Origin of the sequence: Acinetobacter thutiue (assembly GCF_030385805.1) — a bacterium.
Lineage (GTDB): Bacteria > Pseudomonadota > Gammaproteobacteria > Pseudomonadales > Moraxellaceae > Acinetobacter > Acinetobacter corruptisaponis.
The window spans coordinates 183934-201588 of the sequence record NZ_JAUDZE010000004.1 but is presented as its reverse complement, the minus strand read 5'-3'; the positions used below and the strand labels follow the sequence as shown (position 1 = coordinate 201588).

Annotated in this window: 15 protein-coding genes; 8 read left to right on the top strand and 7 right to left on the bottom strand. The window is 41.7% G+C overall.

The annotated features are described in order from the left end of the window. Nucleotides 1-7: 7 nt before the first annotated feature. Nucleotides 8-1021, bottom strand: coding sequence for an alpha/beta fold hydrolase (locus tag QTA56_RS11210; RefSeq protein WP_267981032.1), 1014 nt, complete (start codon nt 1019-1021; stop codon nt 8-10). A gap of 237 nt (nt 1022-1258) precedes the next feature. Between QTA56_RS11210 and QTA56_RS11205 the strand changes: the two genes are divergently transcribed. Both QTA56_RS11205 and aac(6')-I read left to right on the top strand, forming a co-directional pair. Next, the gene (locus QTA56_RS11205; protein WP_004674784.1) at nt 1259-1873 is read left to right on the top strand and encodes a carbonic anhydrase; all 615 of its coding nucleotides are present in this window, start codon (nt 1259-1261) and stop codon (nt 1871-1873) included. Between the two features lie 106 nt (nt 1874-1979). Further along, nucleotides 1980-2420, top strand: coding sequence for an AAC(6')-Ighjkrstuvwx family aminoglycoside N-acetyltransferase (aac(6')-I, locus tag QTA56_RS11200; protein ID WP_267981031.1), 441 nt, complete (start codon nt 1980-1982; stop codon nt 2418-2420). Between the two features lie 27 nt (nt 2421-2447). Here the strand turns inward: aac(6')-I and QTA56_RS11195 are convergent, their stop codons facing one another. After that, the gene (locus QTA56_RS11195) at nt 2448-3077 is read right to left on the bottom strand and encodes an arylesterase (RefSeq protein WP_267981030.1); all 630 of its coding nucleotides are present in this window, start codon (nt 3075-3077) and stop codon (nt 2448-2450) included. Between the two features lie 36 nt (nt 3078-3113). Between QTA56_RS11195 and QTA56_RS11190 the strand changes: the two genes are divergently transcribed. Both QTA56_RS11190 and QTA56_RS11185 read left to right on the top strand, forming a co-directional pair. Continuing rightward, complete coding sequence (locus QTA56_RS11190) at nt 3114-3818, top strand: ABC transporter ATP-binding protein (RefSeq protein WP_267981029.1); 705 nt, start codon at nt 3114-3116, stop codon at nt 3816-3818. Next, nucleotides 3815-6298, top strand: coding sequence for an ABC transporter permease (locus QTA56_RS11185; protein WP_267981028.1), 2484 nt, complete (start codon nt 3815-3817; stop codon nt 6296-6298). The genes QTA56_RS11190 and QTA56_RS11185 overlap by 4 nt, the downstream gene beginning before the upstream one ends. 273 nt (nt 6299-6571) lie before the next feature. On the opposite strand, the gene QTA56_RS11180 is transcribed toward QTA56_RS11185, so the two are convergent. Next, on the bottom strand, nt 6572-7378 hold the full coding sequence (locus QTA56_RS11180) for a rhomboid family intramembrane serine protease (protein ID WP_267981092.1): 807 nt from the start codon (nt 7376-7378) through the stop codon (nt 6572-6574). A gap of 124 nt (nt 7379-7502) precedes the next feature. Between QTA56_RS11180 and mtgA the strand changes: the two genes are divergently transcribed. Further along, on the top strand, nt 7503-8177 hold the full coding sequence (gene mtgA, locus QTA56_RS11175) for a monofunctional biosynthetic peptidoglycan transglycosylase (protein WP_267981027.1): 675 nt from the start codon (nt 7503-7505) through the stop codon (nt 8175-8177). A 124-nt stretch (nt 8178-8301) separates the two neighbouring features. Beyond that, complete coding sequence (gene ppk1, locus QTA56_RS11170) at nt 8302-10380, top strand: polyphosphate kinase 1 (protein ID WP_267981026.1); 2079 nt, start codon at nt 8302-8304, stop codon at nt 10378-10380. Between the two features lie 53 nt (nt 10381-10433). On the opposite strand, the gene QTA56_RS11165 is transcribed toward ppk1, so the two are convergent. Continuing rightward, the gene (locus tag QTA56_RS11165) at nt 10434-12260 is read right to left on the bottom strand and encodes a sensor histidine kinase (RefSeq protein ID WP_267981025.1); all 1827 of its coding nucleotides are present in this window, start codon (nt 12258-12260) and stop codon (nt 10434-10436) included. A 38-nt stretch (nt 12261-12298) separates the two neighbouring features. Continuing rightward, a complete protein-coding gene (locus tag QTA56_RS11160; protein ID WP_267981024.1) occupies nt 12299-13018 on the bottom strand; it encodes a response regulator transcription factor in 720 nt (239 codons plus the stop codon). A 392-nt stretch (nt 13019-13410) separates the two neighbouring features. On the opposite strand from QTA56_RS11160, the gene QTA56_RS11155 reads away from it, so the two are divergent. Continuing rightward, nucleotides 13411-13809: a hypothetical protein gene (locus tag QTA56_RS11155; RefSeq protein ID WP_267981023.1), complete on the top strand. Its 399-nt coding sequence runs from the start codon at nt 13411-13413 to the stop codon at nt 13807-13809. 536 nt (nt 13810-14345) lie between these two features. Here QTA56_RS11155 and QTA56_RS11150 read toward each other — a convergent pair. Together QTA56_RS11150 and QTA56_RS11145 are read right to left on the bottom strand one after the other, a co-directional pair. Continuing rightward, nucleotides 14346-15389: an NAD(P)H-dependent flavin oxidoreductase gene (locus QTA56_RS11150; RefSeq protein WP_267981091.1), complete on the bottom strand. Its 1044-nt coding sequence runs from the start codon at nt 15387-15389 to the stop codon at nt 14346-14348. A gap of 119 nt (nt 15390-15508) precedes the next feature. Next, nucleotides 15509-16210, bottom strand: a complete 702-nt coding sequence (locus tag QTA56_RS11145) for a VIT1/CCC1 transporter family protein (RefSeq protein ID WP_267981022.1) — start codon at nt 16208-16210, stop codon at nt 15509-15511. Between the two features lie 229 nt (nt 16211-16439). Here QTA56_RS11145 and QTA56_RS11140 point away from each other — a divergent pair, with 229 nt between their 5' ends. Next, nucleotides 16440-17654 carry a tetratricopeptide repeat protein gene (locus QTA56_RS11140; RefSeq protein ID WP_267981021.1) on the top strand — a complete coding sequence of 405 codons (1215 nt, stop codon included), beginning with the start codon at nt 16440-16442 and terminating at the stop codon, nt 17652-17654. The last annotated feature ends 1 nt before the right edge of the window (nt 17655 follow it).

Genomic DNA, 17655 nt, shown 5'->3' with positions numbered 1-17655 from the left:
TTTAAGTTTATGGAGTTGGCGCAGTTACAGGTTTTTGTGACTGAATCTTGCTCAGGAATGGTAAATATTGTTGAACCACCAATTGGTCTGCCTCCAGAATAGGCATATGGCCTACATTATCCAGAATGACAGGTGTCTGGGCATTTTTTAGCAGTGATTTTAACTCAGGTGCAACCTCAACATTGATAATTTTATCCTGCTTGCCCCATAAAATCAGTGTTGGTGCATCAATGGATCTTGCCAGCAACGCAAATGAATCTGGAGTATATAACTTATTGAGTGCAATTAACTGATCTACCATTTTCTGGGTTTGTTCAACCTGACCAATCATCATTTTTTCCTGTGCCTGAGCAATCTCTTTTGGAATAAATGGTGGGGTAAACATGGCTTGTTGCATTAAATAATTAAAATCGCCTTTCTTGCTGACAATCATATTCTTGATCTGGTTTGGATCTTTTAAATATGGCGTGGTTGCAGTCTTATATACGCCCGCAGCATCAATTAAAAACAGGCTTTTGGTCTCAAATGGATATTGCCCTGCATAGAGCATGGCAATTGAACCACCAAGTGAGTGACCTGCAATATGTGCTGGGCTGGTTAGGTTGGCTGCCTCAACAAAACGGCGTAACTTTTCAGTGACGTTTGGAACGGAATAGTCAAAATCTTTCGGAACCTGTGTTTCACCGCTGGCTGGCAAGTCTGGGATGATCACATGGTAGTTGGCGGTTAAGGCTCGTGCCACACGGTTCCAGTTGTCACGGCTGCCCGCCAGGCCATGAATTAAAATCACGATCGGTTGTCCTGCTTTTCCACCTTCGCTATATGACCAGGTGATATCGCCGACTTTTAAGGTTTTGGTCTGTAAACCTGCCCATGCACGTTCCTGTTGCAGCACATTCTGAAAGCTCATTTCTATTTCGGCTGCCTGTGTTGAGCTGATTGCGATTGTCGCCAAGCTGCATGAAATTAAAGCTGCGGTTAAGGTCTTGCGAAAGGAGATGGAAAAAAGACGGTTCATCATGATTTGTTCTATCCTTGATCTATTTTTAAACCCATTGATTATTGGGGAAGATATTAGGGGAGTCATTTGCATAATCTACAGATGTATGGAAATTCTTGCCAATGAAATCATTCGTTTTTCGCTATTTTCCTGATTAAAAGACAGGCTGGTATTTAGATGGATTCTATTTTTGTCAGTGACTTTCAAACAGGCGCACATTAAACTGTTGGCTCATGTCAATCATAGATGGATGCACGCATGCTCACTGCTAAAGAAGCCTTGGAACGTTTAAAAGTTGGTAATGCTCGTTTTGTGAAAGGTGAGGCAACCTCACAGAATCACCTGTCTCACCAGGAACGTGCTGCATTGGCAGGAAGTCAAAACCCATTTGCAATTGTTTTAGGATGTTCAGATTCACGTGTCCCTGCGGAAATGGTGTTTGATCAGGGCTTGGGTGACTTATTTGTGATTCGTGTTGCAGGCAATATCGTTGCGCCGTCACAGGTAGGAAGTGTTGAGTTTGCGGCAGAGCGATATGACTGTGCCGTGGTGGTGGTGCTGGGGCATAGCCATTGTGGTGCGATTCAGGCCACCATTGATACCTTGATGCATCCAGAGCAGCCGCCATCGTCTAACCTGATGTCGATTGTGAATCGGGTTCGTCCATCGGTTGAGATTTTGATGCAAACCGAACTCAAAGGTGATTTGAAAAAGCTGTCTGCCCATGCGGTTCGTTCCAATGTATTTGCATCAGTGAATCAGTTGCGTCATGGTTCTGCTGTGCTAGAACAGTTGATTGAGAAAGGCAAGCTGATTGTGGTCGGTGCTGAATACTCATTGGAAACAGGCGAAGTCACTTTTTTTGATTTCTAAGGATCAGGGCGAGTTTTAACTCGCCCTATTCAGTTTGCTGCAAGCTTAAACTTTATTTTTGATTGAATTAAAATAAATGCCAAGGCGATAAAAGAACAGAAAACATATGAACATCATCACGGTAACTGAGCCACTTTTGGCTGACTGGCTGCAATTAAGAATCTTACTCTGGCCTGAATCTGAAGATGCGCATTTAGTAGAAATGCAGCAGCTACTTGGACAAATACATACGCTACAATTATTAGCTTATTCCGATCAGCAACAAGCGATTGCCATGCTGGAAGCTTCTATTCGATACGAATATGTAAATGGCACGCAAACGTCACCTGTAGCTTTTCTTGAAGGCATTTATGTCTTGCCTGAATATCGACGCTCAAGTATAGCCACCGCTTTGGTGCAACAGGTAGAACAATGGGCAAAGCAATTTGCATGTACAGAATTTGCTTCAGATGCTGCGATTGATAATACGATCAGTCATGCCATGCATCGCGCGCTGGGTTTTCAGGAAACTGAACGTGTGGTGTATTTTAAGAAAAATATCAGTTGAAATTTTTTATTGAGTCAAAGGCACGGTTTATAACGCGCCTTTGATATAAGGATAAGCCAGATTTAGCATGATCGGTTGTGCCTTGGCATTGGGATGGATCTGGTCATTCTGAATCAAAGTCTTGTTGCCTGCTACACCATCTAAAAAGAAAGGTAGTAATTTCACCTTATACTGTTGGCTTACAATTTTATAATTATTTTCAAAAGCGTTGCTATACGCAGTTCCATAATTCGGTGGTATTTTCATACCAAACAGTAAAACAGTGGCTTTCTGTTTTTGACTCAGTTGTACCAATTGGGCGAGATTTTTTTGAATCATCTGTGGTGGTTGCCCACGCAATCCATCATTGCCGCCCAGTTCAATGACAACAACTTCTGGTTTATAGGTTTGCAATAATTTAGGCAGTCGCGCCAATGCACCACTGGTGGTTTCGCCACTGACACTTGCATTGACCACCCTGTGCTGTTTCGGATACTGTTGGTCTAAACGTTGTTGTAACAGATTTACCCAACCTTGTTTGGCATCTATGCCATAACCTGCGCTCAGGCTATCACCCAAAATTAAAATGGTCTTGGCTGAAACCAGTGTTGGAATCACACAGAGGGTCATGATTCCAAGTGTTTTAGGGATGGACCAGATCAGTTTAGATTTTTGCATCGCATTTAAAATTTGTCCTAAAGGATACGTGACATCATGCCACAACCAATTATTTCTGCCCGAAAAGTTACACAAAATATTCAGATTCACCAGCAAAGTTTAACCATTTTAAAAGATATTGATTTGGATATTTATCAGGGTGAACAGATTGCCATAACAGGGCGTTCAGGTTCAGGTAAATCGACTTTACTGGGTATTTTGGCGACGCTGGATCGGCCAAGTTCAGGCGAATTGGAAGTCTGTGGGCAAGTTGTTCATACCTTAACAGAAGAACAACGTGCACAAGTACGACTGGAAAATATTGGCTTTGTATTTCAGGCATTTCAGTTGTTACCGCAACTGAATGCGCTGGAAAATGTGATGTTGCCGTTACGTCTGCAACCTGATTTTAACTTTAGGCAAGCTGAGCAAAAAGCACTGGCATGGCTGGAACGTGTGGGGCTGGTGCGTCAGGCACAGCAAACCCCAAAAGTCTTGTCAGGCGGTGAGCAGCAACGTGTGGCGATTGCCCGTGCGCTGATTGCCGAACCGAAGATTATTTTTGCTGATGAACCGACAGGTAATCTGGATGGGCAAACTGCCGAGGAAATTGAGCAGCTATTATTTGATCTAAATAGAGAATTAGGTACAACTTTGGTGCTGGTCACCCATGACCAGAATCTGGCGGCCTTGTGTCAGCGTCATGTCAAACTGTTTGATGGTCAGATTCGGGAAATCGTCAAGGCTGGGGAGGGAATATGACATCAATTCTCAAGCCCTTATTGCTGCAAAGTTTTCGTACTGGCGGGCTGTATTTACTCATCATTGCCTTGTCTTTGGCGATTAGTGCCACTACGGCTTTAAAATTTAGCAATACCCAGGTTCAGAATGCGGTGGCATTACAGGCTGCGGAAATGCTGGGTGCTGATCTGGTGATGACGGATAATGATCCGATTCAAACTCAATGGCGACAACAGGCGCAAAAGCTGAATTTACAACAGGCACCTGTGACGGTATTTGGCTCAATGGCGCATACCCAAGACCAGTTTGTGATGGTCAATGTCAAGGCAGTGGATGAGCATTTTCCATTACGTGGCAAACTGGAAATTCAGCCTAAAGCACAATCTATTCAACAAGGTCAGGTGTGGTTAAGTCCCCGTGCCATGGATTTATTGCATACTCAACTGGGGGATCGGGTTGCGATTGCCGATGGGCAGTTTACCGTAACAGGCGTGATTGAGCATGATTCCAATCAGGAGCTGGGATTTTCAGGTTTTTCACCGACGGTCATCATTCATCAGGCAGATATTGCCAAGACCAATGCCATTCAGGTGGGTAGCCGTGTTGAATATCGTTTATTAATGGCAGGTCAGCCTGAACAGATCAAAGCCTTTAAGAAAATCTTTAAGCAGCAAAAAAAACAGCAACCTATTGAACCACAGCAAGATCAACAGCTTGAAAATAATGAACAAAGTTCGCTTAAACTGCGTGATGCCAATCAATCCAATACACGTTTGATGAAGCCGATTGAGAATCTGGATACATTCTTACAGCTTGCCAATTTATTGACCATTTTGCTGTGTGGCATTGCCATTGCATTGACCAGCCAGCGTTATGTACAACAGAATCAGGATCATATTGCCTTGATGCGTTGTTTGGGGGCGAGTAAGCGTCAGATTTTATTTTCCTATATTGCTTTGCTTGGGATTGTTAGTGCTCTATCCATTGTACTTGGTAGCCTGATTGGGATTGGTTTGGGCTACGGTTTATTGCAACTCATGCTGCAACTGATTCCACAACTGCAACTGAGTTTTGCTGTAACCGATCTCTTGCTGGCTTTGCCTGTGGCGATTTTTACCAGTGTGATGGTGCTGATTGGTTTTATTCTGCCAAGTATCTGGGAATTGTTGAATACGCCACCGATTCGGGTCATCCGCCAGCAGGAGCGTTCGCGTAAATCTTACTTTGCCATGTTTGCAGTGGGCGTAATGAGTTTGATCATTTTTAGCTTGGTATTGAGCGATAATCTGCAACTCAGCCTATTGGTCTTGGCTGCAATTTTAATTCTTTGTGCTGTGCTTTATGCCGTAATTTGGTTGATGTTAAAAGCCATTAAACAATTGAAGCATCCAATTTCGGCTTATGTGCGGATTCCGCATCAGACGGCCTTACAGGTCACTGCGCTGGCTTTGGGATTAAGTCTGATTACTGTACTCAGTGTGCTCAGAACAGATTTACTACAACGCTGGCAACAGCAACTCCCTGAGGGTACGCCCAATCAGTTTGTTTATGGTTTACCACCTTTTGATATGCCACAGTTGAAGCAGCAACTTGAACAAAATCATTGGCAATCGACACCGCTCTATCCCAATATTCGGGGGTGTTTAATTGCAAAAAATGGAAAGGCCTTTGCACCTGAGCTGGTCAAGCAAAATAACTCCTTGCGTCGGGAACTGAATCTGACTCAGGCTACAGAATATCCGAAAGATAATGTGATTACCGAGGGTAATCCGAAATTTAGCCAAGTGGGGCAGGTCTCAGTCGAAGCCAAACTGGCCAATGAATTAGGCATTAAAGTGGGTGATCGTCTTGATTTTAGCTTGCCAGAGGGCACATTGCAGGCAACGGTAATTAACCTGCGTTCAGTGGAGTGGGAGAGTTTTAGCCCGAACTTTTTCTTTATCTTTTCACCGCAAAGTATGGATGAAAATGCAGGTAGCTATCTGGGCAGTTTTTATGTACCGCCAGCAGATCAGCCGAAAATGGTGCAACTGATCCAGCAATTTTCCAATACTGTATTTATTGATGTGGGACGGATTCTGGATGAAGTCAAACGTCTGGTGGATGTACTGGTACAGATCATTACCGTATTGGCATTGTTGGTTGGACTGTCTGGTGTGTTGGTATTGATTGCCTGCCTCAATGTGCTGATGGATGAACGTCGTAAGGAAGTGGCGTTATTACGCTCTTTTGGCAGTGGTAAAAACAGGCTAAAACAGATGTTAAGCCTGGAAATTGGCTTTATTGGTTTATTGGCAGGAGTGGTGGCCTGTTTGTTTGCCGAGGTGATCAGTGCAATTGCCAGTTATAAGATGCAAATGGCGATTCAGTGGCATCCTGCGATCTGGATGATTTTACCATTAAGCATGATGTTGATTTGTATGTTGATTGGTCGTTATCGTCTCAGTTATCTATGTGATATTCCGCCGTTACAGAGTTTAAGGGAAATGAATCAGTCTTGAAGCTGATACATTGTTAATTAAGAGTCTACTCATGATTTGCTATCGTGAAGACGACATGGATGTCGCCTGTAGGGCTGCGTCTTGCGCTGCTTTCAAAGCGTTGCTTTGAAATTGCTCAGGATGTACCGTCAGCCCTACAAAGGATTTTTGCTTACCTTGCGGAGTATACTCCTCACCTATGAAAAGTAAGGAAATGTCTATGTAAAGACATTTGAAAATTACAAACTTATGGGGCGGTGCAGGTTGAGATTTATTCGTAATATGCGATATTGGTTATTTTAATTGATTTTGATTTAAAATCTCATTCCATAATGGATCAAGCCCTGTACTTAATTCTTTGCAATAGAAATAAAAAGCAGCGAGTAATACAGTACCTATAATTAAAGCACCGATCTGAATCAAAGCAGGTTTTTGTATTTTTTCTCCCAGATACCATGCACCTGCCAATAAAGCACCCATAATCATGCCACCAATATGTGCCGCATTATTGATGCCTGCAACGGTGAAACCAAACACAAGGTTAATTGCCATCACCATCAATAGTGATTTCTTATCCAGCCAAAAACGTTGCTGAGGCAAAGGTGGAAACAGTGAAATAACAGTGAGTGCTGCACCCAATCCCATCACTGCACCAGACGCACCTGCACTGATATGCGGTAGTAGTTTCGGATCAAAATGTTGTAATAATTCATAGCTATCACGAATGCTGAGATAGCTAGAAAGCACACTCCCCATGAGGCCAGCGAGCACATACATTCCGATGTAATACAACCGACCAAATAACCGTTCCGCCACACTGCCAAAAATATACAGTGCCCACATATTCAGCATCAGGTGAATCAGGCCAAAATGAAAAAACATGCTGGTAAATAAACGTTCAGGCTGCCCAAGAAATGTAAGCGGGGTAAAATCTGCGCCCCAGGCAATTGCATCCACAGGCGCTGGGTCGGTAATATTCACGCCTGAAAGAATTTGCCAGCCGAATAATCCGACATTCACTGCAATGAGTGCTGCAGTAAACCACCACGCCTGTATCTGCAATTTTTGATTATTGATCTGTGGTGGTGTCATTTCAGTCATAGGTTTAAGCAAGTGATTGATGTAAAAATAGCTTAGCATGAATATATCCTACAAAATATCAACGGTATTTACGGCATTTGTTGATATTTTGCAGAACAGATGTCCCAAGGAGTGATGCACTTTAATGAAGGCCTTTTTAGCGCGCGCGCTCATGTTGATTATTGGTCTGGTATTGTTAATCCAGCTCTGGATTTTTAGCAGTCTGGTGTGGTGGCGTACCCATCCTGTTGAAACCACCATGTTTATGCGTTGGGATTATCTGACTGACTTTAAGCCAATCAAGCAGCAATGGCGTGATTATGATGACATTAGTGATAATTTCAAGCATGCGATTTTAGCGGCTGAGGATGCCAAGTTTATCCATCATCATGGCTTTGACATTGAGGGTATTCAGGATGCTTTGGAACGGAACAATGAAAAGGGCAAAATTGTGGCGGGTGGCTCCACCATTTCACAGCAACTGTCAAAGAACCTGTTTCTCTACAATAAGCGTTCCTTTATTCGAAAAGGACAGGAAGTTGTTGCGACCTGGATGATGGAGCGAATGTGGTCAAAACGTCGTATTCTGGAAGTGTATATGAACTCAGTGGAATTCGGCCAGAATATCTATGGGGTTGAGGCGGCAGCACAGTTTTATTATGGTAAAAGTTCAAAAAGCCTGACCCGTGAACAGGCTGCTTTTCTCGCGGCTTTATTACCGAATCCAAAATATTATCAGGACCATCGGGATGACCGAAAACTTCAATATCGAAAAAGAAGTATCTTGAAATATATGAATGCAACACAAATTCCAGAGTAAGCCCATCTCGAACTGTGATTAAGTGAAAAAAGCCCAATATTTTTGGGCTTTTTTACCAAATTGAAATAATTTTGCAGCATACTTAAACCATCACTTGATAAATGATAAATCAACAAGGTTTGGTATGAATATGGCAGTGGCTCCAACGACCCCAATAGAATACAGCTATAATGACCGCTATATTAATCGTGAACTTTCGATTCTCGATTTCCATCTGCGCGTTTTGGAACAGGCAGTCGATCCACTTCATCCATTATTGGAGCGGATGAATTTCTTGTTGATTTTTTCCCGTAACCTTGATGAGTTTTTTGAAATTCGTGTTGCAGGAATGATGGAACAATTGACGCTGGGCAATGAAAGCCGTAGTCCAGATGGTTTAACACCGAAACAGGTGCTTGATCAGATTTCTAAAACTGCACATGCTGCCATTGAACGTCAATACCGTATCCTGAATGAAGAAATTCTACCGAAGCTGCGTGAGGAAGATATCTGTTTCCTGCGTCGTGGTGAACTGACGCCTGCACAATCGGCATGGATTAAAAAATATTTTCAGGAACAGGTCGCACCTGTTTTAACACCAATCAGCCTTGATCCTGCACATCCATTCCCACGTTTGGTTAATAAAAGCCTGAACTTTATCGTGACACTAGAGGGTAAGGATGCCTTTGGCCGTCAGATTGACTTGGCGGTTGTGCCTGCACCACGTTCTTTACCGCGTGTGGTGCGTTTACCTGATGAATTGACAGGTGGTAAAGAGCATCATGTGATGTTGTCCGCAATCATCCATGAGCATGTGTCTGACCTGTTCCCTGGCATGACTGCAACGGGATGTTACCAATTCCGCGTCACCCGTAATGCAGACTTGGCATTAAACGAAGATGTCGAAGATCTAGCAAAAGCCTTAAAAGGCGAATTAAGTTCACGCCGTTTTGGTCGTGCGGTACGTCTGGAAGTCACACATAACTGTCCAAAACATATTTATGAATATTTGCTGGATGAGTTCGATCTGAATGAAGAACAGCTCTATCGAGTTGATGGCCCAGTCAATTTGGCACGTTTACTCTCCAATTTTAAACGTCCGCACTTGCGTTATGACTCACATACGCCTGTGATTCCCAAAGTCTTTAAAAAGACTGAAAGTATTTTTTCTGCCATGCAAAGACAGGACATCTTGCTGCACCATCCGTTTGAATCCTTTGCACCTGTGATTCAACTGTTACGTGAAGCTGCGCGTGATCCACAAGTATTGGCAATTAAACAAACGCTGTACCGTAGTGGTGCGGATTCGGAAATTGTACAGGTTTTGGCAGAAGCAGCGCGTAATGGTAAAGAGGTGACAGCAGTCATTGAGTTGCGTGCCCGTTTCGATGAAGAATCCAATATTGAAGTGGCCAATGTGCTGCAAGAGGCGGGCGCTGTCGTGGTTTACGGCATTGTTGGTTATAAAACCCATGCCAAAATGATTCTGGTGGTGCGCCGTGAAAACAATAAACTGGTGCGTTATGTGCATTTGGGAACGGGTAATTACCATGCCACCAATGCCCGTATCTATACCGATTATGGCTTGATGACCACAGATAAAGACATTTGCGAAGATGTACACCGTATTTTTCAGGAACTCACGGGAATGGGCAAAATGGCGAAGCCGAAAAAGCTTCTACATGCACCCTTTACCTTGCATGCACAATTGATCAATTATATTGATGAAGAAATTGCCAATGCCAAAGCGGGCAAGCCAGCGCAAATTATTGTCAAGGTCAATGCCTTAACCGAAGTTCAACTGATCAATAAACTGTATGAGGCCTCTCAGGCAGGGGTGCAGATTGACCTGATTATTCGCTCAATCTGTTGTCTACGTCCAGGCTTGCCAAATTTGTCTGAAAATATCCGTGTCCGCTCGATTGTGGGACGTTTTCTTGAACATACCCGCGTTTATTACTTTAGCAATAATGGCAATCCACGTATTTATTGCTCAAGTGCAGACTGGATGGATCGCAACCTGTTCAATCGTGTTGAGGCATGTTTTCCAATTGAAGACCCAGCATCGAAAAAACGTATTTATCAACTTGGTTTACTTAATTATCTCAAGGATAATCAACAGGCATGGTTGTTACAGGGTGATGGTGTGTGGGAACGAGCCAAACCTGCCGCTGGTGAAGAACCCCATAATGCACAGCAGACTTTGCTGGATGCAATTAAATAATGGATAGTGTCGTTCCAGCATATACCATTTTGGTGTGCTGGAACATTCTGCAATTAAACAGGCAAGCAGGCCTTTAAACAGGTTCTTCCAGCCTCGGATTGAACCGTAAGATGTCCACCCAGCCGTTCCAGACGTGTTTGCATACTTCTTAGCCCAACACTCATTCCCGCATTCTGAACCGCTTCTACATCAAAGCCAATACCATTGTCTTCAATGTCCAGTACCAGTTGCCCATTGGAGAAAAACAGGGCGCATTTTACCGATGTTGCCTGACTATGTTTCAGGATATTGGTCAGGGCTTCTTCTGCGACCCGAAGCAATGTTAAACACACCAGCGGAGTTGGCTGTTTTTGCCATGATTCAGGAAAAGACCATTTTGTTTTGATGTTCAGCTCATCAAACAGTTGGGTGAAACGATAGCGTAAAGGTGCCCCCCATAAAATGGGTGTGTCAGGCACTTTGGCACCTGTACTTGAACCACTGTCAATCACCTGCCGCAAATCGTCCCTTAGTATTTTGAGCATGGATAAAAACTGCTGATTGCTGAGATTGGTCTGGCTTTGGTCTACTGTGACCATTGAACGGACGAGGGAACCACCCAAACCGTCATGTAAATCATGGGCAAGTTGTAAACGTTCCTGTAGTTTGGCATTGTCCAGTTCAAGCTCATGCTGGGTATTGAGAGAAAGTGTCAGTTCATTTTGGGCTTCAAGAATATTTTGTTTGAGTGTCTGGTTAAAGTTTTCAATTTCTCTTAAATTTTTGGCTAAACGTAACGCTAAAATAATTGCAATCAATAATGTAGTTAAAGGTGCAGTATAAGGCATCCAAATAAAACCATCGACTTGATTAAGTAAAAATAAAGCATCATGAATACTTACAAGGATAAAAAATATAAATACAAAAGCAAGTAAATAGGCTTCCAATAATTTGGAACGATAGGCGATCCATTGATAGCTGATAAAGTTCAATAATAAAATCAGTACGCCAAGAAAAAAAGTTGTAGGGATAAAATTATATAGGGCTGGATCTGGTAGCACGATTGCCATACTGCTTGCAATCAACAACAGCAATAATAATATTTTTTCTAAATGTGGAAATTTTTGCTGTGCCAAACGCCATGCATAAAAACAGGAAAAAATACTATACGCAAAAAAACAAACCACACTAATACGGGCAATTTCTAAGGTGGTTAAACCAAATGGAGCATCTAACAGTACTATATTGGTCATCACCAAACTCCACGCACCTGTGGTTAATGCAAACCAACCGAATAACTGGTCTTTGCGATGGAACAGCCATACCAGAAGTGCAATAGTACTGAGTGCTAAAGAAAAAATGAGATTAAAGAACATTAATACACGTTGCTGATTCCAAAAGGTCTGAAATTTAGGCATAACCTGATCGGCTGTTCCCAATACGACATTTCCGACTCCAGAACCTTGGGTCATTACGCCAACGACCCGAATCCAGAAAATATTTTCACCCTGTTTGAGACTGGATGCAGGCATATTCCAGTAGCGGGGCATGTTCCAGCTACGGGATAGAGGTTCAACCAGAGAGTGATCTTGCCAAACTAAATCATCATTCAGATAAAGCTGTCCCGCCATATTGATATTGCTGATCACTAGAGTTATTGGTAATGGATTAAGCTGAGAACATTGATAGTTCCATTTCACCTGATACCACACATTTCCCGAATAACCTTTCCAGTGTGATTCAATTAAATCAGGAAATCGCCTAATTTTAATCCAGCCTGTCGTTGGACGCTGAACCCCATCCTGTCCAGTTGCTTTTGCTACCTGTATCGATTGGATGCTTGCTATGCATTGGGAATGATCTGATAATGAAAGCCCAGCAAAAACATTTTGCCCTGACAAGAGTAGCCCGCACAACCATAGAGATTTGATAAAAAAATTTATAAAATACCCATTGAGCGTGCTGTATTGATAGCCTTTGACCTGCTGCTGACCGAAAGTTTTCGGTAAATATGTTTGATATGGCATTCGATTGTATATTTTGATAAATGAAGAAAATCAGCGATTTCTCGGTTGGTCATTCCCTGAGCAACCAGTTGGAGAATTTCAAATTCCCGAGTTGAGAGTAAATTATTTTGTTCTGCCGTCGCCACATCTTTTACTTTTTGTTCAAATGGAATTTTTGACAAAATTTGTTGGGCAATAAATGGGTCAATGGGTGCTCCACCACGTAATATACTACGAATTGATAACATGATTTCGAAATCATCCCGTTCTTTTAAAAGATAACCAGTTGCGCCCGCCTGTATCGCTTTTAAAATAGTTTCCTGCGTACTCCATGCCGAGATGACCAAAACAGGTGAGATCTCATCGGTCTGTCTTAAATTTTCTATAAAATCAATACCATTACCATCGGGTAAACCGAGGTCAACTAATGAAAAGGAAATTGGGTACTGTTTAAGCATGTCTATTGCCTGAGATAAGGTCTGGGCAAAAATAAGAGCGTCTTCTGCATAGCCAATTTCTAACAGTATTCTTTTTAAACGCTGTTGCATGATTGCATCGTCTTCCAGAATAAAGACAGGTACAGGCAAGATCAACTCAGTTTGAGATACATGAACCATAATAAGACTTAAAAAGTGATTCCCAGTTTCTAGCATAGGCAGAATACAGGGTTTTTGCTATCACTGTAATTTGGTATTTTAGGTTTTATTTTGACAAAATTTGTCATTTTGAGCGCATTTATTTCCCATAAAATTTTCAGTGATTACCTATATAATCTTTGTTCAGAATTAATTACCATTTAGTAAAAATACCAGTTTTCAGTGATAGACGAAGTTATTTAGGATTCGTTAAATTATTCTTTCTTTATTGTTTGGTTGGGAAAGATATAAATAATTAAGATTTAAAAGGATTTTATAAAGATGGCTGAATTAAAAAGCTATTTTTAAGGATTACTTAATACTGGGGTAGTAATAAGTAAAGAATGGAAGTTCTATATTATTTCTACAGGATTGCAGATCAATATATTGGCATTTTAGGGGAAAATACAATGTCTGATCAGTTGAGAATCATGGATCGTATCATGGTTTGCTATAAACCTTATTTGGGACAGCAAAATCGTTGTTCCTTAAATTTTAAAAACTGGAAATTACCTAAGGCAGGTAAACTAAAATTTAAAATTATTGTACCTGATGGATGCTCGTTGCCACATTTCAACTTAAGACAGGAAAGAATCGTTGGTTCTGATCAGGTACTTTGTGAAAATCTTTGGGATGGTAAGGAAATTGACCTAAAGGATAAAAAAATTAGGCAAGGAAAGCGAAAGGTGTATGTTGAAACAATTAATCCATTTCACAAGATCAGTTATATGATGTTGCAGGAAAAAAACCAACTTAGGGAATTTAAGGAAATATTGCAATATGAAATTATTGTATATATTGAATACTAAATACTGACTTTAATGGATATAAATAATTTCTATAAATTTAATTTGTCTTAATGATTTTGATGTGAAACCTTAATATAAAAACTATTTCCTTTCTAAATGCTAATTTTTAGTGATAGGGAATTTAATATAGATATTTTAAACTCTTTACTTTTTTATAGGCTTTATTTATAAACCCGTCTACTCAGGATGAACCTAATGTTAGATCAATTTAGGTTGATAGAAAGTATAACAGTTTTTTAGATTTTATAGCGGAAAAGGAAATAGATATTTCACTAATTTTATGTATTGGAATATCCTCAAAAAGGGGAAATTGAAATTCAAAAATTATTTTACCAAACGGATGTCTATAGTTATATGCAGAAAGTGGCTGAATGCTTTAACTATCAAGGTGCTATGTGACTAATTCACTTACCATTGGTGGCGCATTTATCAAGGAAGAGAGTTCTGGTGGTGTAGGCGTTGGTTTTGGGTGGTAAAATTTAAAGCATAAAGTGGAAAACCCGTTCAATTGAACGGGTTTTTTTAATTCAAATGTTTTAATGGGTCTTCATTTCCAACACTAATTGATTAATCAGGTCGGCTGCTTCCAGTTCCCGAATCTGTCCCACATTCATGCCAGCCCAGAATGCACCATAACTAGGATCATTGTGCTGACTGGCAACACTGATCAATTGTTTAGTTATATCATAGGCATATGGATACTCGGGTAATTCTGGGCGGTTGGGCGCATCAATCTGGGTATGCCATGTGCCCAGCAGTCCACGGGCTGGACGACCTGATAAACTGGCACTGAGCTGGGTAATATTTTGGCTGAATAATGCCTTACGATAGGCTGCATTGGCATTTGAGCTTCTGCACTGTACAAAAGCCGTTCCCAATTGTGCAGCGGAGGCACCTTGCTTAAACATCAATTTGGCCTGATCACCATTCATGATTCCACCAGCAGCCACCACTGGGCGTTTGCAGTGTCTGCTAATCAACTGGACTAGATGACTGGTTCGAATCGATGCATCAAAATGTTTGTTAAAAATACCACGGTGTCCGCCAGCCTCAATACCCTGTGCAATAATAATGTCGATTCCTGCCGCCTCAATCTGTTGTGCCTCGATCAGATTAGTAGCAGAAACCATGGTGACAATCCCTGCATCTTTGAGTGCCTGAATCTGGTGAGGATGGGGAATACCAAAATGAAAACTCACAGCTTTGGGACTTGTTTCCAGCACCACATTTAAAAAATCATCATTGTCTAAAAAGCTTGGATAAATGCATCGCAACTTGGTCGGTGGTTCGGCACCAAACTTGGCAAATTGAGGTCGTACATATTCAATCCACTGTTGGGCTTTTCGTTCATCGAGCTGTTCAGGTTGGTGACAAAAGAAATTGACCTGAAAGGGTTTATCCGTAAGTGCCTGTGTTTTTAAAATCTCAGATTTTGCCGTTTCTGGCGTATTTGCCCCCAATCCCAAAGAACCAAACGCGCCTTGGTTAGAAACTTCAGCGGCCAGTTCAGGCGTTGATACACCTGCCATAGGTGCAAGAAAAATAGGGTGTTTTATTTCTAGTAATTCTAGGATTGACATCATTATATTCTCACTTTGCTTTTAGTCACCATAACGCAAAAACAAAAACGCTTGCAAATAATAACCAGTATTTAATTATTGAATATACATAATATTTATTCCTGAAAAAAATAATGGTTTTAAATGGTTGAGACATTAAATAAAGACCCCACCCAACTTGAGAAAGCCATGGCTAAAATGCCCCATAACATAATGCGCAGACCGCCTTTGAGCATTGAGGTATGCGCAAAATAGCTGGAAAGTGCACCCAACAGCCCTAGTGAAATAATGCCTGTCACCAAAACGGCATGGGCAATAAAAGTGTCTGGACTGAGCAGGATGGCCAGCATGGGGAGGGCGGCGCCGCATGAAAAGGAGGCGGCAGAAGAAAGTGCTGCCTGAACAGGATTGGCGGCAGTATTTTCATGAATGCCAATTTCATCTCGGGCGTGGGCACCCAGCGCATCATGTTCAGTCAACTGTTTGGCAACTTCATGTGCCAGTTCAGGGTTTAAGCCACGTGAAATATAAATCTGGGTGAGTTCACCAAGTTCCGCAAGGGGATTCTTTTCAAGCTCTCTGGCCTCAAAACGCAGGTCTGACTTTTCAATATCCTCCTGTGACTTAACGGAAATATATTCTCCAGCAGCCATTGAGGTTGCCCCAGAGATCAGCCCTGCAATACAGGTAATCAATAGGGTATGTGAACTGGCACCACTGGCAGCCATGCCCATAATCAAACTGGTCACGGAGATGATGCCATCATTTGCACCAAGCACAGCGGCACGTAACCAGCCTGAGCGTTGTATAACATGAGGTTCTGCATGATGGGAAAAAGACATAATTCGGCTCTTATAAAAATAATGAAACAAGTCTCAAGTCCATTATGAAAAATCATTTTTATGAAAATTTTATCAATGATTCATCCACTTAACTTAGCTATAAAATAACTTATTTTAACGATACGATAACGGTGACTTCGTTATAATATGTGAATGGTTTAACACTTTTATTTAGATTAAATCGATTTTTTATAACTCACCCTGTTGCTATTTTTAGTTGAGATATTAGATGAACCATTCGAAAAAAAAGCGTATTCATCATTCATTCTTCATCTTGGCCCTCGCTTTCTCAGCCCAGCAGGCGATGAGTGCTGAACCTGATTTCGTTAAAGATGGGGATGCCGCCTATAAACCAGGCAATCCCATTTATGATCGTTGGGATCAGTTCTATAAAATTGAACAGAGCCAGCCAGAAAACGCTGAAAAAATCCTGATTGAACTTGGGCAACTGACTCCACAGGACATAAAGGTCTGGAAAAGCCTGACCTATTTGCAGATTCGTTTGAACAAGCAAAATGAGGCGATTCAGAGCGTCCGTAAGGCTGAACAGCTTGCACCGCAGGACGATCAGCTTAAGCTACAGGAAGCTTATCTACTTAATCAACAAAAAAGAAATCAGGAGGCATTGGAGATTTTCCAAAACTTATCCAGCTCTTCAGATGTGGAAATTGCGGCTAAATCCCAGCAGGCTGTACAAAACCTGAGTGGTTCGGTGCTGAAGCCAATCTTTAAGGATATTTATTTCGCGCCATCCTATGAATCCCGTTATGACGACTTTATTTTTCCATTAAAAATGCGCTATGGAAGAAATCTGGATAATGGTCGGGCACAGGTTTATGGCTTTTTAAACCTGAACCGTGACACAAAATCAAAGGGTGGGGTACGTCCAGAAATTATTGATGAGAATGCGGTTACGGTGGGTGTGGGAGCCAATTACCAACCTTGGGAAACATTACCCATTCGGGCATATTTGGAAATTGGTGGGAGCTATGACCTGATTGACCGTAATCGGGATAAATTCCGTGAAAGCGTGGTGGGTGGTCTTGCAGGCTATCAGGAATGGTATGTCAATCCCCCGATAGAGCAGAGTAACGTTTGGAATGATTATTTTACCGACCTGTATGGCAATGTTGCCAGTTATTCCCGTGAAGACTATAACGTGATTGCTGACCTGAGATTGCGTTCGGGCTTTAATCTGTACCGTGGTGAAACAGGTACGGTGCAGGCCTATGGCAAACTACATGCCTTGGCTGACTCCAAAAATGAAAATTACAACAATTTATTTGAATATGGTGCGGGCATCGCATGGCAACCATTTAACTATGCTCCAGTCAAGTTGCGTGTAGAACGTCTATATGGACACTATTTTAATGGTGGTCTGGATGATGGTAAGGATAGTTATAACAATACGCGTACTGAACTGGTGTTTTATAAGGATTTCTAAG